Below are 19646 nucleotides of genomic sequence, written 5' to 3'. Positions count from 1 at the left end.
ATTAAATTATACAGTATACTATTAACTCAGACAATTAGGCTTGGCAAGCGCTGAACGGCTGCAAACCCATCCTGTTGCCCGACTATTCCACCATACCCCGGATCTCGCCGGTGCGCGACAAGGTCACGGCAAAGCCATTGATGCGAATGGCGTCGCCCGGACCGCCACCTGGTCGCGCCGCCTCCGTGCCCGGCATGCCGGCATTTCCGCCGTCTCCCCCTGCGCCGCCGCTGCGGCCTCCCCGGCCGCCGCCACCCGGCGTCCCGTAGTGGCCGGCCTCGCCGAATATATTGCTACTGCTGCTCACACCGCTGCCGGCTTCGCCGCGCCGACCATTGGGAAAGCCTCCGCCCCCACCGCTGCCTGCGGGACCGGCGCCCCCGCCTCCGCCGCCTCCGCCCGCCTTGACCGAACCGCCGGCGGAAATGGTGATGGCGATCGGCGCCTGGACATAGATGGCGTCACCGCCACGACCGCCATAGGACGGGCCGGGAATATCGCCGCCGGCGCCACCGTCACCACCGCCACCATAGACATTGCCGTGGACGATGAGAGACAGGGTCACGCCATCGGGCCATTTGCCGGTATCGATGGCGCGGCCGCCGCCCGACGCGCCGAGGATATTGGTCTTGGCCGGCACGACGAAGGTAAAGGTGGCCGGGCTTTGACCGTCGAAGCCGGCCTTGTCGGCCAGATTACGCAGATTGGCCGCCTTGGTCACGGTAATGACTTGGGCCGCTTCCTGGGCAAGCGCCAAGGCGGGCGTAAGGCAGGCAGGCGACAGGAGAGCAACCGCCGCGATCACGGCGTTGCGAAAAACGTTAGGCATGGTGGTGTCCTCAGGTTTGGGCCGACGCGGTATTGGCGGTGAACAGGCGGACACCGAAGACGGGGCCTGCCGTCTTGCCCTCTTTCGGCTCGAAGCGGACGGTGATCTTGCTCTTGCCGGCCGTCAGGGCTTCGGGGATGGGATAGTCGACATCGATCCAGGCGCCGGGCTGGCGGCCGCTCAGGCGCTCATGGCCGACTGCCGTGCCGTCGACCAGGATGTCGAAGACACGATTGGTTTCGGAACCCCAATAGGTGACTTCGAGGACCAGCGGCCCCTGCGCCTTGCCATCCTTGGTGACCGCCATGTCGAACTGCATGTAGCCGAGGTTGCGGGCGTCGCGGCCGTTGCGGCCGCGATAGACGACCGGATAGGAGATGGCCGATTGCAGATTGTGGTCGTGTTCGGCCTGCATTTCGCCGAGGTGGACGACGTCGACCGAGCGCGCCGCCACGTCCTTGACGCGGGCCTGTTCGGCGCGATAGGCGACCTGGGCGGTCGCCCATTCGGCGTCGGTATAGCGGTTGAAATAGACGGCGCTGCGGCGGTTATACTGGCTGTAGAACGGTGAAAACGTCATGTCGCCCGGACGGCCGGTGCCGTTGCTGCGATAGACGGCCCCCTCCACCTTGACCGGCGTGAAGGCGGCGATCAGGTCGGCGCCGACAAGGGCGGGCGCGTCGCCTTCAAACGGGGTGGCGGCATCGCCGAGATCGGCGGCGAGCACCATCGGTCCGCGCAGGACGGCGATCACCTTGTCGTCACCGGGCGTGGCTTCGAGGCGGAGATCGAGCGGCAGGTCGAGCGTCACGACGTCGCCGGCGCGCCAGGCGCGGTGGATCAGGGCATAGCCGTTGGCGGCGGTCGCCATGGCCGGCTGGCCATTGACCAGCAGGCTGTGGCTGCTGGCCCAGGCGGGGATGCGTACGGCCACGGTGAAGGTTTTGGCACCGGTCAGGCGTTTGACGGTCAAGGCGATCTGGCTGTCATACGGGTAGCTCGTCGCCAGCTCGAAATCGGCCTTTTTCGCCTGCCAGGTCATGGTTGACGGGATGAAGAGGTTGACGAAGAGAGTGTCGCCGCCGGTCCAATAGATCGAATCGCCGTGCTTGGCGTGGCTTTCCATGCCCGACAGGACGCAGCACCAGAAATCGCCTTCCGGCGACGAATATTCGCGCGCCGTCCCCGACATCAGCGGCGTCATATAGGTGAACATGCCGGTCTTCGGGTTCTGCGCCGCCAGGATGTGGTTGAGGTGGGTGCGTTCGTAATAGTCGAAATAGGCGGCATTCGGCGCCCAGCCATAGAGGTGGCGCGTCAGTTTCAGCATGTTGTAGCTAGCGCAATGTTCGCAGGTCTGTTCAGTGATGTGCTGGGCGATGGTGTCGGGCTGGAAGAAATATTCGCGGTCACCGTCGCCGCCGATGACGAAGCTGTGGTGGTTCGTCACGCGGTCCCAGAAAAAGCCCGCTGCTTTCGCGTTCTCGGGTGCCGTCGACACTTCCGACAGGCGGGCCAGGCCGATGATCTTGGGGATCTGGGTATTGGCGTGGGTGTTGCCGAGTTCGTCGCGGCCGGCCATGATGGCGTCGAGGATCTTGTGGTCGTAGATGCGCTTCGACAGGTTGAGCCAGCGCACGTCGCCGGTGCGTTTATAGAGTTCGGCGAAGCTTTCGTTGAGCCCGCCATATTCGCAGCCCAGCATGGCCTGAACCTGGTCGTCGTTCAAGGCGGCGAAGACCTTGTCGATATAGCCACCGAAGCCGATGGCGACCTTGAGCGCCAGGGCGTTGCCGACCAGTTCGTGGGCATCCAACAGGCCGGCGAAGACCTTGTGGATATTGTAATAGGGCGACCAGGCGCCGTTGAGATCGAAGCCTGACGAGCGGATATCGCCAGCCATCAGTTCAGGAAAGATTTCCTTGCCGTCGACAATGGTGCCATCCTTGCGCTTGCGCAGGAAACCGGCGCAGTAGCCGTCGCCCTGGGCCGCCTGGACCCGCGCCATTTCGGCGACCAGATAGGTGATGCGCTTGACGCATTCGGCATTGCCGGTTTGCGCGTGCATCAGGGCGAGCGCGGTGAGATAGTGACCGGCGCCTTCGCCAGCGATGGTGTCGGCTTCCCAGCCGCCATAAACCTCGCCACGGACCGGCAGGCCGGCAAATTTATGGTAATTGTGCAGGAAGCGATCCGGCGACAGGAACAACAGATATTTGAGATTGGCTTCGACCGCCGTCAGATAGGGCGACGGCAGCAGGCGGACATCGGCTAGGGGCACGGCTTCCGCCGTCGCCGGCAGGGCCGAGGCGTCCGCCCAGGCAGTGCTCGAAACAGCGGTCAGCAGACCAGCCGCGGCGCTCCCCTGAAGCAGATGGCGACGGCTAAGGGAAAACGATGTGCGCGGCATGGGGGACCTCTTGTGTTGGGTCTGTTTTTGCGGGTTGCGTGGACATTATTATACGGTATACAATCCTTACGCAACATCTCCCCACCGAAAAGTGAGCCCCGCATCCGATGAAACTTCTCCTGCGCGCCACAGCCCTGAGCACCCTTATGACTCTTGTCCCCGCTCTCGCCCTTGCCCCCTCCGTGCATGCCAATCCCTTGGCTGATCCCGCGCCTGCCGCCGCAGCGGATACACCCGATGGCCGCTTCGTCGCTCTCTACACGACGGAATATGAATGGCGCGGCAAGCAGATGACGGCGGACGAGGACACGCCCAAGGGCGGTGATGTCGCCTCACACCTGCCCGAGGTTGGCGAAAAGTCGCAACAGGCCAAGCTGGCCTACTGGCAGGATGTGCTTAAACAGTTGACCGCCATCGACCCGGCCACCCTGACCCCGCAACACGCCGAAGATTATGCCGTCTACAAGTTCCAGATCGAAACCCTGATCAACGACCAGGTTTACAAGACCTATCAGCGCCCCTTGAGCGGCGACACCTCGTTCTGGGGTGATCTGACCGAGATGACGCGCGGCGGGTTTCACAATGCCGGGGATTATCGCAACTATATCTCGCAGCTGAACGACTTCCCGCGCTATTTCCAGGAAAATACCGACAATATGCGCGCGGGTTTGAAGCGCGGTTTCACCCTGCCACAGATATCACTGCAGGGCCGCGACGCCACGGTGACCAGCGTGACCGACGCCAAGACGCCGGAAGACAACATCTATTATACGCCGTTCAAGACCATGCCGGCCAGCATCCCAGCGGCCGAGCAGGCCGAGTTGCGCGCCGCCGGCGTCGCCGCCATCCGCGACAAGGTCGTGCCGGCGCACCAGGCGCTGCTGACCTTTCTGCGCAAGGACTATATCCCGGGCGCCGCCAAGTCGATCGCCGCCTATGACCTGCCCGACGGCAAGGCGTTTTATCAATCGCAGATTCGCGAATATACCACGCTGGATCTGACGCCCGACCAGATCCACCAGATCGGGCTCGACGAGGTCGCCAAGATTCAGGGCGAGATGAAGGCCATCATCACGGAGGTCGGCTTCAAGGGCGACATCCAGGCGTTCAACAATTTCCTGCGCACCGATCCGCAATTCTACGTCACGACACCCCAGGCCCTGCTCGATCGCGCTGCCTGGACCGCCAAGATGTTCGACGGCAAGGCGGCGCAGTATTTCGGCCGGCTGCCGCGGTCGCGCTTCGCCATTATTCCGGTGCCAGCCGATATCGCGCCGTTCTATACCGGCGGCCGTGGCGGTCCGGGCGTTTACCTCGTCAACACCTATAATTTGCCGTCGCGGCCGCTCTATTCATTGCCGGCTTTGACCATGCATGAATCGGCGCCCGGCCACGCCTTCCAGATGCCGCTGGCGGCGGAAAACACCGCCCTGCCCTCTTTCCGCCGCGACACCTATATCTCGGCCTATGGCGAAGGCTGGGCGCTTTATTGCGAACGCCTGGGCGACGAGATGGGCATCTATCAGACGCCCTATGAGCGCTACGGCATGCTGAGTTACCAGATGTGGCGGGCGGCGCGTTTGGTCGTCGATACCGGTATCCATAGCCAGGGCTGGACGCGCGAACAGGCGCAGCAATATTTGCTGGCCAATACGGCGCTGTCGACCCACGAGGTAACGACCGAGGTCGACCGCTATATCGCCTGGCCGGGTCAGGCGCTGAGCTATTATCTCGGCGAGATGGATATCTGGAAACTGCGCGCCAAAGCGGAAGCGGCCCTGGGTGAGAAGTTCGATATCCGCTATTTCCATGATTCGGTGCTGGAAACCGGCTCGGTGCCGCTGCCGGTGCTGGACGCCCATATCGACGGTTTTATCGCCAATGGCGGCAAGGATCCGTACGGGGAATAGGCAAGTTTGGAGCCGGCTGTGTTTCGCCGTGCGGCGAGCATTCGGAGTAGCGTGAGCCTATATTACCGAAAACCCGCACTCCGAATGGCGGCAAACGAGGCAAACTATTACCTCTTTAAAATTTCCGGAGTCTATAGCCGGCCGATGGCAGGTTGCGGCTCGGTGAACCATTTGGCGCCGCTGTCGGTCACATACATGTGGTCCTCCAGGCGCACTCCGAATCGTTCCGGTACGACGATCATCGGCTCGTTGGAAAAGCACATGCCGGGCGCCAGCGGTGTCTTGTCGCCGCGCACCAGATAGGCCGGTTCGTGGATGGCAAGCCCGATACCGTGGCCGGTTCGGTGCGGCGTGCCCGGCAGGTTATAGTCCGGCCCCAGGCCGTGCTTTTCCAGCACGACCCGGGCGGCATAGTCGACGGCTTCGCACGGCAGGCCGATTTCGACCCGCGCGAAGGCGGCGGCTTGCGCTTCCTTTTCGATGTCCCAGATACGCTGCTGCTCGGCCGTCGCCTGACCGAAAACGTAGGTGCGGGTGATGTCGGAGGTATAGCCCTGGACGAGGCAGCCGGTATCGACGAGGACGAGGTCGTTGTCTTTCAGGCATTGTTCGCCCGGCAGGCCGTGGGGATAGGCGGTGGCATGGCCGAACTGGACAATAACGAAGGAATTGCCGGCGGCGCCCAGTTTACGGTGGGCCGCCTCGATGAAGTTCTTGACGGCGGTCGTGGTGATGCCTTCGTGGAGCATGCGCGCCGTCGCCTGATGGACCTGCAAGGTCATCGACTTGGCCTGCTGCATCAGGGCGATTTCGGCCGCAGATTTGTACATGCGGCAGCCGTTGATGACCGGCGATGCCTCGATGATGTCGAGACCGCTTTCGCGTCCGAGGCGGTGGACCATCTCGAAGCTCATGGCCGGATCGACAGCGATCTTGGCCAAGCCCCAGTCGCTCATGGCTTGTTTGATCAAGGCGTGTGGGCTTTCGTCTTCCTGCCATAAACGCAGATCTGCCGTGATCTTGAGATCGGCTTCCAGCGAGCCGCGCTCGAAAAACGGGCAGATGATCACCGGCTCGCCGGTCACCGGCAGCAGCATGGCGACCAAACGTTCGGAGGCGCCCCAGGGCACGCCGGTGAAATAGTTGAGGCTGGCGCCGGCGCCGACCAGCAGGGCGTCGGCGCCGAGATCGCGCGTCAACCGCCGCGCCTTGGCAATACGGGCCTGGCGCTCATCGGTGGTGATGGCGGGGGCCGGGGCCGGCGGTGTCAGCCGGGCCAATTCTGTGTCGATGGTGGAACTGCCGATCATAGTGTCCTCATGAAAATCGCTTGAGATCGAAGGCGGCCGGAGCGTTGCCACCCGCGACTATGGCGGCGACGATGTCGCCCGTGACGGCACCGAGGGTCAGGCCAAGATGCTGATGACCGAAGGCGTAGTAGAGCTTGGTGCCGGCCAGGCGGCCGATCGCCGGTAGATAGTCGGGAAAGGTCGGCCGTGCGCCGGTCCATTCGGTTGACTCGCCCTGGAACGGCAGGCCGAGATCGGCGACATGGGCCTTCAGGCGCGCCCACTTGCGTGGATCGGCGGAATCGTCGGCGCGGGCGAATTCGACGAAGCTGGCGGCGCGCAGGCCGGACTCGAAGCCCGTGACGATCATCGAGCGATCTTCGAACACCACCGGCGGCAGGTGATCGGGCCAGGCATGTTGCGTCGCCTGGATATGGTAACCGCGCTCGGCGATCATCGGTACTTTCAGGCCCAGGGATTGCATCAGCGGTTTCGAGGCGATGCCGGCGCTGACGATCACGGCGTCGCCGGTCAGGACTTCACCGCCGCTGAGCGCGACGCCGTCGGATGTCAGGCGTTCTGCGCGTTCGTACAGAATGCGGCCGCTACGGGCGGTGAAGGCCGTCGTCATGGCTTCGAGCAAACGCGGCAGGTCGGCGATTTGGCCGGTGTTTTCGAAACGAATCGCGCCGTGAAGGGTCTTGCGCGTGACGGCCGATAACTGGCGCATCTCGTCGCCCGTGACCTGCCGGAATCGCGCTGGGCCGGTATCCGTGGCCGACCATGAGGCCACACCCTTGCGGGCGCTTTCCGGGCTTTCCCAGACAACATAATGGCCGTCCTGACGCAGCACGTCGGGCGCCCCGAGGTCGGCAACGCGTTTTTGCCACGCTGGCATGGCGTTGTGGATCAGGCCGGACAGGGCGTCCTTGCCCGCGGCAAAGCGACGCGGTGCCGCCGCCTGCATCATGCGCAGCGAAAACGGCAGCCAGGCATCGATGGCCTTTTGTGGCAGGGACAAGGCACCGCCGCGCATGAAAAACCGCCTGGGCGCGCTGCGAATCGTTGCCCACGAGGCCAGCGGCTCGACCTGTTCGATGGCGATATGGCCGGCATTGCCGTAGGATGCGCCCGTTATTTGCCGTTGGCTTTCAATCAGGATAACGTCGTAACGTTCGGCTTGCAGGGTCAGGGCGATATTCAGACCGACGACGCCGCCACCGATAACCAAGGCTCTCATTTAGTTTAACAATCCATGTTGCAAGGCAGTATCGGATATTGTATACCGTATATGTTTTTACGCAAGCTTCAGGAGCAACCGACATGAAAATCGATTGGCAAGGTGTATTCCCCGCCGTCACCACGCAATTCCGGGAAGACCTTTCCATTGATGTCGCCGATACGCAACGGGTTGTCGATGACCTGATCAAGGACGGCGTCACCGGCATCATCGCCATGGGCACTTGCGGCGAAAACAATTCGCTCGAAGCCGACGAAAAGCGCATGCTGTTGGCGGCCATTGTCGAGGTCGTCGCCGGCCGCGTGCCGGTCGTCACCGGCGTGTCGGAACTGACGACGGGCAAGGCTATTGCCTACGCCCAGGACGCCGAGAAGCTGGGCGCCGACGGCCTGATGCTGCTGCCGGCCATGGTCTATGTGCCCAAGGTCGAGGAACTGGTGGCGCACTTCCGCATGGTCGCCGAAAGCACCGCCTTGCCGATCATGCTGTACAACAATCCGACCTCCTACCGCGTCAATATCGGCGTCGATACGCTGGAAGCCCTGCGCCCGGTCAAGAACATCGTCGCTGTCAAAGAATCGGCCGCCGATACGCGCCGCTTCACCGATATCTATAACGCCTTCGGCGACCGTTACGCCATTTTCGCCGGCCTCGACGACGTCGCCTTCGAAGGTCTGTTACTGGGCGCCCAGGGCTGGGTGTCGGGCCTGACCTCGGCCTTCCCCAACGAATCGGTCCTGCTGGTCAAGGCGCTGAAGGCCGGCGACATCGCCACGGCGCGCGAAATCTATCGCTGGTTCCTGCCGCTGCTGCATCTCGATGCCGAACACGATCTGGTTCAGTCGATCAAGCTGGCCGAACAGATCATGGGCCGCGGTTCGGAACGCGTGCGCATGCCGCGCCTGCCCTTGTCGGGCGCCCGCCGCGCCGAGGTCACCGCCATGGTCGAACAGGCCGCCGCCACCCGCCCCAGCCTGAAGATCATCAAGGCGGCGTAAAGGTTGTTATTTCCTTTGGAGCAGATAACGCTGAAAGAAGTGACTCTCCCTTCTCCCCTTTCAAGGGGAGAAGGTGGGCCAACGGCCCGGATGAGGGGATGCCTTTGCCAGCCACAGCAAGAACCCCTCACCCGGCAAGCCGAAGCCTGCCACCCTCTCCCCTTGAAAGGGGAGAGGGGAAGTGGGAAGCTTTCGCTCGGGGTGATACCGCTCTAAGGGCCGTGATCCGTTCCGCGGCTTTTTCTCTTTGAGGCTCCCATGCGTCACACCTTCTCCTGTATCGATGGCCATACCGCCGGCAATCCCGTCCGCCTTGTCGCCGGCGGTGCGCCGCTGCTGAGCGGCAGCTCGATGAGCGAGCGGCGCCAGGATTTCCTTAGCCGCTTCGACTGGATCCGCACCGGCCTGTGCTTCGAACCGCGCGGCCACGACATGATGTCCGGCGGCTTCCTCTATCCGCCGACGCGCGACGACACCGAAGCCGGGATTCTGTTCATCGAGACCTCGGGCTGTTTGCCGATGTGCGGCCACGGCACGATCGGCATGGTCACCTTTGCGCTCGAAAACGGCCTGATCACGCCGCGCACGCCAGGCAAGCTGAAGCTGGAAGTGCCCGCCGGCCTGATCGACATCGCTTACACCAGCGAAGGCAACCGCGTTACCTCCGTCAAGATCACCAATGTTCCCGCCTACCTCGCCAAGACCGGCATCGAGATCGACGTGCCGGACTTCGGCCGCCTGACCTTGGATGTGTCCTATGGCGGCAACTACTACGCCATTATCGAGCCGCAAGGCCCCTATACCAGTCTCGACGATCTCGGCGCCGCCCGTATCATCGAGCTCAGCCGCACCATCCGCGCCCTGCTGCGCGAGCAGTACGAGCCCGTCCACCCGGTCGACTCGACGATTCGTGGCGTCAGCCATGTTTTGTGGGCCGACAAGCCGAAAGCCGTCGAGGGCGAGCCGCCCGCCGACGGCCGCAACGCCGTCTTTTATGGTGAGCGCGCCATCGACCGCTCGCCGTGCGGCACCGGCACTTCGGCGCGCCTGGCGCACCTGCATGCCACCGGTCGGCTGAAGAAAGGCGAGCGTTTCGTCCATCAAAGCTATATCACCAGCCGCTTCATCGGGACGGTCGAGGACGAAGTCGACCTGAACGGACAGCCGGCCATTATCCCATCGATCGAAGGCTCCGCCATCGCCACCGGCCTCAATACGATCTGGATCGATCGCGAAGACCGCTTCTGGCAAGGCTTTCAGGTGTTGTAATATCAATGGCAAATGAGCTTGCCTCATTGGCCATTGTAAGCGGGCAAGCGCCCGCCGCCGCTAATGCGGGGAGCCATGGGGGACGCACAGTCCGGCGCTTGAGCTCAAGAAAAGCTCATACCAAGGTCATCCTTTATGACCGTTGGTATGCGCGGAGACTCAGGCAATAATAGCCTTGCTAAAGGCCGGGTTTAATGGTCAGATGTTTGTATACTTTATAAAAACTGCTTCGATCCAAAACTGAGTGGGGCATTATATGGCCATTGTCGTCCAGACGCTTTCCGAACAGATATTTTCCCTGGTCCGTGACCGGATCATTTCCGGCAAGATTCCCGTCGACGCAGCCATACGCCAGGATGCCCTGGCCGCCGAGTTGGGTGTCAGCAAGATCCCGTTACGCGAAGCCCTGGCGCGCCTTGAAACCGAGGGCCTGCTTTTGTCCCAGGCAAATCGCGGCTTCTTCGTCAGGCCGCTCAGCTATGACGAAGTCGAAGAGGTCTATGCTCTGCGTCTCAAGCTGGAACCCGAAGCCGTCGGCATTGCCTCGACCATGGCCAAGGACGCCGACCGCCGCGCCGCCCACGACGCCCTGATCGCCCTGGATCAGGCCGCGGCGTCGGACAAGGCCGAGGTCGGCCGCTTCAACCGCGCCTTCCACATGTCACTGGTCCGTCCGTTGCGGCGCCAGATCACCATTCAGATTATCGAACGCCTGAACATCATTTCCGAGCGCTATGTCGGCAAGCATCTCGAGCCCGCCGGCCGCGACGACCGCGCACACAAGGAACATACCGGCATGTACCAGCTGTGGGCGGCCGGCAAGGCCGACGAGGTGTCGGCCATGATGTACGAGCATATCGCTTCGACCCTGGACGATCTGCGCAAACAGTTCGAGTCGGAAAGAGCCGCTAACTAATACCCAACGTCATAAGAAGGACGCTGGGTATTAGCTTTTTTAACTCAAGCGCCGCATGGCTCCTCGCATAGGCTCGGGCGGGCAGTCGCCCTTGCCAGTCGCAATGAGTCAGTCTCATCGCTGCCTGGAAAACCGTCTTTAGGTCTATTGCGCCCGCATAGAAACCAGCAGGCGCGAGAACAGGTGCTGCTCCAGCGCCATGGCGGCGGGCAAGGCCTGTTCGACATCAAAGCCAATTTCATCGAGGCGCTCGACCATATCTTCCAGATGCCGGTCTTCCTCGGCGATAATGCCCTTGAGCGACATCGGCAACCCGGCCTGGGTCAGGACCTGCTGGTAGCGGCGGTAAACCCAGATGGCGCGCAATTCGACCACCATGGACACCCACAGATAGCCGGTCTCGCGATGCACCGTCTTTGCCAGGGGTTGGGTCAGGCCGGCATCGAGGCGGCCGAAATAGAACCGTCCGGGTCCGGCGCACAGCGTGTCCTCGTCGGCATAGCCTTCCAACGGGCGGCGGGCGAGCTTTTCGGCCTCGCGCTTGAAGAAGAAGGCGTGGCGCGTCTCTTCGGCCAGATGTTTGAGAATGTCCTGGGTCAGGATACCCTTCATCTGCGAGAGCATAATCTTGCGGCTGCCCATATGTTCCAGGAGGGACAGCAGGTTGAGGAAGCGCATATGCCGGCCGGTATCGGCGACGGTGCGGTTCAGGAAATCGATGAAGTCCGTCTCAAGAGGCGCATTCAAGGCCGCCATTTCCGAGAGCATCGAGTCCACGTTCAATAGTGTCTGCAATTTTATCCAGGTCCTGTGTGGTGACGCAGTAGGGAGGCAGCACATAGACCGTGTCGCCCATCGGCCGCAACAGCATGCCTTGTGTCAGGAAATAGCGATAGAGCTTCACGGCGACATCGGCAAGGTAGCCGTGTTCACCTTTTACATCGAGCGCCAGAATTGTGCCCATGTGGCGGACATTGGCGACGTCGTCACGCTTAGCCAATCGGCGGGCGATCATCGCCTGATGGGTTTGGATGGCGGCGATGCGTTGCAGAACGGGCTCTTCGTCCCACAGGTCGAGAGCGGCGCCGGCCGCGGCACAGGCCATAGGATTGCCGGTAAAGGACGAGGAATGGAAAAAGGTCTTGGCCCGATCGTGGCTGTAGAAGGCCCGGTAGATGTCCTCGCTGGCCATGGTCACCGCCAGCGGCAGGAAACCGCCGGTCATGCCCTTCGACAGGCAGATAATATCCGGGGCTACGCCTGCCTGTTCGCAGGCAAACCGCGTGCCCGTGCGCCCCCAGCCGGTCATGACTTCGTCAGCGATGAACAGAATGCCATGGCGCCGGCACAGGGCATGGAGGTCTTTCAGTACCTGCGGCGGGTACATCAGCATGCCGGCCGCGCCGAGGACCAGCGGCTCGACGATCAGGGCGGCGATATCGTCGCCCTGTGCTTTCAGGAGGGTCTCGAAGGCATCGATCGTCTGTGCGCCCTGATCACCCGGATAGGGCAGGCGATGAACGTCGAAAAGCAGATCTTCATAGGCCGCGTTAAAGACGCTGCGCCCGCCTACCGACATCGTGCCGAAGGTGTCGCCGTGATAGGCGTGTTCGAGGGCCACAATACCTTTGCGCGGTTTTCCCTTATGGGTCCAATAGCCCAGGGCCATTTTCAAAGCGACCTCGACCGAGGTCGAGCCGCTGTCGGAAAAGAAGACGCGCGTCAGGTCGGGCATATCGGCGGCTTTGGCCAAAGCGATGAGCTTCTCCGCCAGGGCTTCGGCCGGGGCGTGGGTAAAGCCGGCAAAGATAACCTGATCGAGCCTGGCGGCCTGGGCCTGGACGGCGGCAACGATCCTGGGGTGGTTGTGACCGTGGATATTGACCCACCACGACGAAATGGCATCGAGGATGGGCCGGCCGTCGCGATCATAGAGATAGGCGCCTTCGGCCCGATCGATAAAGATCGAGTCCGGAAAGACGGCGTGCTGGGTGAAGGGATGCCAGATCGGGGATTCGCTCACAGGAAATCCTCGCGTTGAAAATGGCCGGCGAAGACCTCCGTCAGGGAGGTTCGGTCGACGACGGGCAGATGCGGCACATGGCCCAGCACTTTCGTGCCGCTCATTTCGGCTATGGTGCGGATATTGTCGGGATTGTCGGCGCCGATGAAAATCAGTCCATGCAGGGGAATCTTGCGGCTGCGCAGGGCTTCGATCGACAGCAGGGTGTGGTTGATGGTGCCGAGGCCCGTGCGCGCGCACAGGATGACCGGTGCGTCCCAGGTGGCGAAGAGATCGATTTGCAGGCGTTGGCGGGTCACGGGCACCATCAAGCCGCCGGCGCCTTCGATGATCAGGGGCGTTTCGGTAACCGGACGCGCCAATTGGGCGATATCGATCGTCACCTCGTCCAGTTCGGCGGCACGATGCGGCGACAAGGGTTGGGTAAGGACATAGGCTTCCGGCAGAAAATGCTTGTCGGCCAGGCCGGTCAGGGCTTTCACGCTCAGGGTATCCGTGCCGTCCTCGGTGCCGGACTGGATAGGCTTCCAGTAGGTGGCCTGAAGCGCCAGGGTCAGCATGGCCGCGACCGCCGTCTTGCCGATGCTGGTATCGGTTCCCGAGATGATAAAGGCCTGACTCATTGCGACAGGAGTCCGCGATCCATGAGCGCCCCACGCAGCGCGCCGGCGAAGGCATCGACGTCGTCATGGCTGAGCCCGGCATTCAGGGACACACGCAGCCGCGCCGTACCTTCCGGCACCGTCGGCGGACGGACGGCGCGCACATCGAACCCTTGATCCTGCAGGGTCTGGGCTACCGCCGTCGCCGCCGCATCCTCGCCGATAATGACCGGAATAATCGGACTGCGGATAGTGAACTCCGGCATGGCCGCCTGCATGCGATCCATCAGACCGAACAGATATTGACGACGTTCCGGCTCGTCCCGGACGAGTTCGAGAGCCCGCTGCACCAGGACGGCCTGCAAGGGCATGGGCGCGGTGCTGTAAACGAAAGGCCGCGCGGCATTGATCAAATAGTCGATAATCGTGTCGTCGGCGCAGACCAGCGCGCCGGCGACGCCCAGGGCCTTGCCGCAGGTGTGGACGGTGATCAGCCGATCATGTGGCAGGCCCTCGGTGACGCCACGACCCGTGGCGCCGAAAACGCCCGTGCCATGGGCTTCGTCGACGATCAATGTGGCGTCGTAGGTTTCAGCCAGGGCCAGTATCTCCCTGACCGGAGCGATATCGCCGTCCATGCTGTAGACCGACTCGATCATGATCCAGGCCCTGGCGCCGGCGCTGCGGGGCTTGCTGAGGGCCGCCTCGATCGCCGTCAGGTCGTTATGCTTCACCTTGATGGTCGGGCAGCGGCTGGCAAAAAGACCGTCGCGCATGCTGGCGTGGCACAGGGCGTCGAAAATCACGGTGTCATGCCGGCTCACCAGGGCCGTGATCAGGGCGTAATTGGCCTGGAAGCCATTGGGGAAGAACAGGGTCCGCGGCACGCCGTAATAGGCCGCCGCGAAGGCCTCCAGTTCGGCATGGGCCGCGCGGTGGCCACGCAGCAGGCGGGAGCCGGTCGCACCGATCTCGATTCCGCCCTGAAGCGCGGCGATGGCCGCCTGGCGCAGGGCCGGATGCGCGGACAGGCCGAGATAGTCGTTGGAGGAAAAGTCGACACCACCGGGCAAGGTTAGGGAGCGGTAGCGTCCCTTGGCCTGCAATTGATCGAGCTGATGGGCGAATGGTTTCACGTCGAACCTGTCGGGACAAAGCCAGAGGACCCATAAAGGCGCGACAGGCCGAGGTCAAACGGCAACGGGTTTTTCGCCGAGGCCGGCATGGCTTAAGGCTTTAAACACGAAAAGCACGAAAAGAAGGGAAAAACACGAAAATTCAGTATGTTGGGCTCTATCTGCGCGGCTTACAACTCATGAAGGATGGCCTTTCAGGCCATCGAAAATGTAAGAAGGGATTGAACCTGCCGGCGAAATGACCCTGCATTTTCGTGTTTTTCCCTTCTTTTCGTGCTTTTCGTGGTCAATCCTTTATCTGCCTGTCCCTGTATAAAGGGCGGGATTTTACCCCCGCCCCCAGATCCTATTCTGCCGCCTTGGCTTCCTTGCGCAGGCGGCTGTTCCAGCGGCCGTAGCAGATGTAGAAGACCAGGCCGATACACATCCAGATCAGGGTGAACATCTGGCTTTGGACCGGCAGGCTGGAGAAGATAAAGCCGCAGCCGCCGACGGTGATCAGGCCGACGATCCAGTGCAGGGGCGTTTTGAAGACGCGCTTGGCGTCGGGCAGTTTGTGACGCAGAATGATCATCGACAAGGCCACGGCGATAAAGGCGATCAGGGTGCCGGCATTGGACAGTTCGGCGATCTTCTTCAGCGGAATGAAACCGGCGAAGATGGCGACGAAGATACCGGTCAACAGGGTGATCAGGGCCGGCGAGCCCTTGGCATTGACCTTGGCGACCGCGGCCGGCAGCAGGCCGTCGCGCGCCATGACGAAGAAGATGCGGCTTTGGCCGTACATCATGACAAGGATGACCGACGGCAGGGCGACGATGGCGGCGCCCCCGACCAGCGAGGCAACGAAGGGATAGCCCAGCGTGCGCAGGACATGCGGCAAGGGCTCGCCCGAAGCGGCGATGTCCTTGAAACCGACGGCACCGACGGCGACGGCCGCCACCAGCATATAGATGACGGTCGAGACGCCCATGGAGCCCATGATGCCGATGGTCAGGTCGCGACCAGGATTCTTGGCCTCTTCGGCCGAGGTCGAGACGGCGTCGAAACCGAAGAAGGCGAAGAAGACGATGGCGGCGGCCGCCATGACGCCGAACTTTTCACCGCCGACCTCCTGGGACAGGAAGCCGAACGGCATGAAGGGGTCGTAGTGGCCGGCCTGGATGGCCGGGAAGCCGAGAAAGACAAAGGCGCCCAACGCCACGATCTTGACGATGACCAGGATGATGTTGAGCGTGGCGCTTTCACGGGCGCCGATCAACAGCAGGCCCATCACCGCCAGCGACACGACGACGGCCGGCAAGTTGACCAAGCCGCCGGCATAGGGTCCGGACAACAGGAATTCCGGCAGTTTCAAGCCTATGCCCTGTTCCAGCCAGCCGACCAGGTGGGCCGACCAGCCTACGGCGACGGTCGAACAGGCCAGCGAATATTCGAGAATCAGCGCCCAGCCGACGATCCAGGCCGGGATCTCGCCCATGGCCGAATAGGTATAGGTGTAGGCGGAACCCGCCGTCGGGATCAGGGTCGACATTTCGGTATAGGCCAGGGCTGCGCAGGCGCAGACGATACCGCAAATGGCAAAGGACAGGATGACGCCCGGTCCCGCCAGGCCGGCGCCGACGCCGGTCAAGGTGTAGATGCCTGTGCCGATGATGCCACCGATACCCAACGCCATCAGGTGCGGCCAGCTCAGCGTCTTGGCCAGCGCCTTGCCATCGGCTTCGGTTCGTTGCAGCGGCTTTAAAGGCCCGAATAGTCCCATGTGTCGTAGTCCCCAAAATTATAATTGGCCGCGACCCGGGATGGATCGCGGCCTGACGAGGTTTAGTCGGCTTTAGGCGTTAGCTCAAGAGTGGTTTCATTTGTACCGAGTTTGACGACATAGGCGCCGCGTTGCACAGGCGCATCGGCTGTGTAGGGTTTGCCGTCTTTCGTAGTCGTCTCAACGTCCAGCCAGGCCTGGGGCGTGTGGACGTCGGCCGGATCCAGGGTCACCGTCACCTTGCCCGAGGCCGGGTCATAGGTGACGGCGGCGAACTTGCCGGCATCGAGGGTCAGCCACAGGCCGGCCGGTGCAATAAAGACGCGCGACCGGGCGCTGTCCTTGGGTTGCAGGGTCACCACCTGGCCGGCCTGGCTGACATTGCCGCCCATGCCGACCCAGCCGAAAGTCGGGTCGTTGGTGAGGTAGCTGGCGGCGCCATAGGCTTGGGCGAAGAAACTCATGCCGTAATCGCCGTTGATGGCGTCGAACTTCATCATGTCCGGGAAGGAGTGGAAAGCGGCCGAGCCGAAACCTTCGGAGTCGATATTGCTCAGACTGCCCATCAGGCCGCCATAGGCGACGCGCAGCAAATGAAAATCACTGGGGTCGCGGCGATAGGAATCGAACAAGGGCAGCGCGTTGTTCGATGAGCCGTAGTGGTGCAGTTGCCGTTCGATCCGCGACGTCTTGCCAGCGTACAGGAAGTCCCAGAAGCGGCGAGCCGAGCCATTATAGCCCCAGCTTGGGATGGTCGGGTCATAGGCCAGGATGACTTCGCGCGTGGCGGCCGCCTGAGCATCGTAACCGAAATAGCGCATCCATTCATAGACCTCGGTCTGGCCGGTCGAATCCCACGGCATTTCCGAGCCGAACGGGTATTTTTCCTTGGACCAGGCGTCGGCGCGGCCCTTCATCAGAGTCTCGATCTTGGCGGCTTCGGCGGCCATGGCCGGATCGTCCCGGCCTTCGCGCTTGAGGTCGTTCAGAATGGCGACGAAGACACTGCCCTCCATCTGGCCGAACTGGGTGTAGTAGGGCGCATCGCGCATCATGCCTTCGATCGTACCGCCGGCGCGCGTGAGATAGTCGTGCCAGGTGCCTTGGGTTTCAAGGCCTTCGTGGTAGCGGCCCAGGCGATAAAGCGTCCACCAGGCGGCGGCGACGTGGACATAGTTGAACGAGCGGCCGAGATCGGCGGCGTCGGTGGGGCTCCAGGCCGACCAGGTCTTCCAGTCGAGAGCGGGATCGTAGGTGCCGGCCGGCATGTGGTCGGGATCGTAATAGAACAGGCTCTTATGGACGCCGTAGATGTGCTCGCCCTCAGAGACCTGGAGATGTCCCCAAAGAGTGGTATCGGCGAAGGTCTCGAACTTGGCGACCTCGTCCGGCGACGGATTGTCGAGCTGCTTCATGATGGTGGCCAGCCACGAGCCGGCGCCGCCTTCGTCGCTCAAGCCGGCGATCCAGACGCGATGGTCCTGGGTGATGATCGTATTGTCATCGCGGTCGTAGCCCATGATCGACGGGCTACGGTGGAACAGGTCACCCGGGTTGTCGTACCACTGCTTTGTCGTCAGGAAGTGGCCCATGTCGGCGACAACCTGCTGTTCCGGCTTGGTGACGAGATAGTGGACGGTCTGGACGGAGCCGTCGCCATAGGTCAGGGTCAGGCGGGCGCGGCCATCGGTTTTGCCGTGAAGGACATATTTGATCCAGCCGTCCTTGACCGGTTCTGCCGCGCCGATATCGAGCGCGCCAGCGGGTTCGACGGTAATAGAATTGACCGGGCTGGCCGAATGGACGAACAGCGAGACGTCCATATCGGTCGGCACGACATAGCCCGGCAGGCCGACGACGACGGGACGATGATCCTTCATCAGGGTCGGTTCGATGGCGCGAACCGATGGCGACAGCACGAACTGCACGCCGATGGTGCGGCTTTCGCCCGGTTTCAGCGTCAGGCTGGTGGTCGCGTTCCACTGCTCGACGCCTTTCCAGTCGGTGTCGGCGAAACCCTTGGCGGTGACCATCCAGTCGTAAAAACCTTCGAAGGTCATGTTGCGCGGTTCGGGATCGCTGTAGATCTTCAGCGATTTGTCCGGGTTACGCGTATTGAGGATCGGTTTGTAGAGTTCGAACGGCGTATTCTTTTCCGGCACGACCAACAGGGTAGGCCCAGCGCCGTTGAGGCGCGCGACCTGGAGGTAGCCGCCGTCACGGCCGACATAGGGATCGTAGAAAGACGCCGTTTCGTGGGCTTCGTTAAGGTCGCGGCCGCTGATGATATTGTCGAAGACCATGGGCAGGCCCAAGCCGCCGATTTCGACGGCGGTCTTGCCCGGATTGGTCAGGGTGAAGCGCATGGCCAGTTTGCCGTCGACCGTGGCCCAGGTGCGCGTCACCTTGAGCGGAAAGCCCGCGCCCAGCGAGGCTGTGATATCGGCGGCGGCCAGGGCGCCCCTGACCATTAGCGGTTTAACGGCCATGCGATGATAGGCAGTGGAATAGTCGCTCCATTCGCTGGCGCCGACAGGCCGCATTCGCAGGTCGAGATCGCCGAGGCGATAGGCGCCGTCGCCGAGGCGTTGGGTAAAGCGGTTGGAGGGGGCGAAGTCGAAGCCGTCCTTGGCAGATTTCGGCGCCAACGACACCAGGGTCTGGGAGGTCGATTGCAGCGACAGCATGAAGTCGCGCGTTTCAAAGAGGGTCGTCGCGGCGTCGGGGCTGTTCCACGGCTGGATCGCGGCCGCCGGATCGGCCAGGACGTGGGGCGCGGCGGTACCCAACAGGGCAGAGCCAAGCGCGGCGATGCAGGCATGGCAGCGGAGCTGTGTCAGGAAAGATCGTGTCATGGTGGCCGGACTCCGTGAACCCATTGTCGTGCCCTGATAAAAAAAGTCCGCCGGGGAGGCCATTCCAGGCCGTCTGCCCGACGGACGCTTCAAGGTGGTCCCATTCGCCAGGAGGGAGGCCGCAGCGCGGGATTAGTCCGGAATAAACTTGCAGCGGCCGAACCCGAAAACGACCGCCGGACAGCGCCGCCTTCCGCGGAACGGCATTGCCCATAAGGGTTACATTAAAAGCACGATCGCGCGAGGGCGTCAATTATAAATTATACGATTTCATGGGCGGGTGGCGGAAATCGAAGGAAGGCTTGTCCGCAGATTGCGCAGATTACGCAGATTTTTCAGTGCTCTATCGGCAAGGGTCGTGTAGGTGGTTGGTCACGGGCCGCCGCGCAGCGGTCATTATCAAT

14 protein-coding genes are annotated in these 19646 nt (G+C 62.3%); 4 read left to right on the top strand and 10 right to left on the bottom strand.

Annotated features, from left to right (window positions below; all coding sequences use genetic code 11):
- Positions 1 to 82 precede the first annotated feature (82 nt).
- Positions 83 to 829, bottom strand: coding sequence for a hypothetical protein (locus AC1DX3_RS18870; RefSeq protein WP_476990878.1), 747 nt, complete (start codon positions 827 to 829; stop codon positions 83 to 85).
- A gap of 10 nt (positions 830 to 839) precedes the next feature.
- Positions 840 to 3239, bottom strand: a complete 2400-nt coding sequence (locus AC1DX3_RS18865; protein ID WP_476990877.1) for a beta-L-arabinofuranosidase domain-containing protein — start codon at positions 3237 to 3239, stop codon at positions 840 to 842.
- 107 nt (positions 3240 to 3346) lie between these two features.
- Between AC1DX3_RS18865 and AC1DX3_RS18860 the strand changes: the two genes are divergently transcribed.
- Positions 3347 to 5149, top strand: a complete 1803-nt coding sequence (locus AC1DX3_RS18860; protein WP_476990876.1) for a DUF885 domain-containing protein — start codon at positions 3347 to 3349, stop codon at positions 5147 to 5149.
- Between the two features lie 131 nt (positions 5150 to 5280).
- Here the strand turns inward: AC1DX3_RS18860 and AC1DX3_RS18855 are convergent, their stop codons facing one another.
- A complete protein-coding gene (locus tag AC1DX3_RS18855; protein ID WP_476990875.1) occupies positions 5281 to 6459 on the bottom strand; it encodes a M24 family metallopeptidase in 1179 nt (392 codons plus the stop codon).
- A 7-nt stretch (positions 6460 to 6466) separates the two neighbouring features.
- Positions 6467 to 7678 (bottom strand): NAD(P)/FAD-dependent oxidoreductase, encoded by a 1212-nt coding sequence (locus AC1DX3_RS18850; RefSeq protein ID WP_476990874.1) that lies wholly within the window; start codon positions 7676 to 7678, stop codon positions 6467 to 6469.
- 83 nt (positions 7679 to 7761) lie between these two features.
- On the opposite strand from AC1DX3_RS18850, the gene AC1DX3_RS18845 reads away from it, so the two are divergent.
- The 3 genes from AC1DX3_RS18845 to AC1DX3_RS18835 all read left to right on the top strand — a co-directional run bounded on the left by AC1DX3_RS18845 (position 7762) and on the right by AC1DX3_RS18835 (position 10861).
- Positions 7762 to 8676, top strand: coding sequence for a dihydrodipicolinate synthase family protein (locus AC1DX3_RS18845; protein ID WP_476990873.1), 915 nt, complete (start codon positions 7762 to 7764; stop codon positions 8674 to 8676).
- A gap of 258 nt (positions 8677 to 8934) precedes the next feature.
- On the top strand, positions 8935 to 9945 hold the full coding sequence (locus AC1DX3_RS18840; protein ID WP_476990872.1) for a 4-hydroxyproline epimerase: 1011 nt from the start codon (positions 8935 to 8937) through the stop codon (positions 9943 to 9945).
- A gap of 256 nt (positions 9946 to 10201) precedes the next feature.
- The gene (locus AC1DX3_RS18835) at positions 10202 to 10861 is read left to right on the top strand and encodes a GntR family transcriptional regulator (protein WP_476990871.1); all 660 of its coding nucleotides are present in this window, start codon (positions 10202 to 10204) and stop codon (positions 10859 to 10861) included.
- 144 nt (positions 10862 to 11005) lie between these two features.
- On the opposite strand, the gene AC1DX3_RS18830 is transcribed toward AC1DX3_RS18835, so the two are convergent.
- The 6 genes from AC1DX3_RS18830 to AC1DX3_RS18805 all read right to left on the bottom strand — a co-directional run bounded on the left by AC1DX3_RS18830 (position 11006) and on the right by AC1DX3_RS18805 (position 19242).
- Positions 11006 to 11608 (bottom strand): hypothetical protein, encoded by a 603-nt coding sequence (locus AC1DX3_RS18830; RefSeq protein WP_476990870.1) that lies wholly within the window; start codon positions 11606 to 11608, stop codon positions 11006 to 11008.
- Positions 11592 to 12884 (bottom strand): adenosylmethionine--8-amino-7-oxononanoate transaminase, encoded by a 1293-nt coding sequence (locus tag AC1DX3_RS18825; protein WP_476990869.1) that lies wholly within the window; start codon positions 12882 to 12884, stop codon positions 11592 to 11594. Before AC1DX3_RS18825 ends, AC1DX3_RS18830 begins: the two co-directional genes overlap by 17 nt.
- Positions 12881 to 13507: a dethiobiotin synthase gene (gene bioD / locus AC1DX3_RS18820; protein WP_476990868.1), complete on the bottom strand. Its 627-nt coding sequence runs from the start codon at positions 13505 to 13507 to the stop codon at positions 12881 to 12883. The genes AC1DX3_RS18825 and bioD overlap by 4 nt, the downstream gene beginning before the upstream one ends.
- Positions 13504 to 14622 (bottom strand): aminotransferase class I/II-fold pyridoxal phosphate-dependent enzyme, encoded by a 1119-nt coding sequence (locus AC1DX3_RS18815; protein WP_476990867.1) that lies wholly within the window; start codon positions 14620 to 14622, stop codon positions 13504 to 13506. Before AC1DX3_RS18815 ends, bioD begins: the two co-directional genes overlap by 4 nt.
- A 346-nt stretch (positions 14623 to 14968) precedes the next feature.
- Complete coding sequence (locus tag AC1DX3_RS18810) at positions 14969 to 16387, bottom strand: amino acid permease (protein ID WP_476990866.1); 1419 nt, start codon at positions 16385 to 16387, stop codon at positions 14969 to 14971.
- A gap of 62 nt (positions 16388 to 16449) precedes the next feature.
- On the bottom strand, positions 16450 to 19242 hold the full coding sequence (locus tag AC1DX3_RS18805; RefSeq protein WP_476990865.1) for a DUF5695 domain-containing protein: 2793 nt from the start codon (positions 19240 to 19242) through the stop codon (positions 16450 to 16452).
- Positions 19243 to 19646 lie beyond the last annotated feature (404 nt).

The sequence above is a fragment of the Asticcacaulis sp. P2_B1 genome, assembly GCF_056404915.1.
Note: the sequence above shows the minus strand (reverse complement) of the source record. Positions and strands in the feature narration are given on the sequence as shown.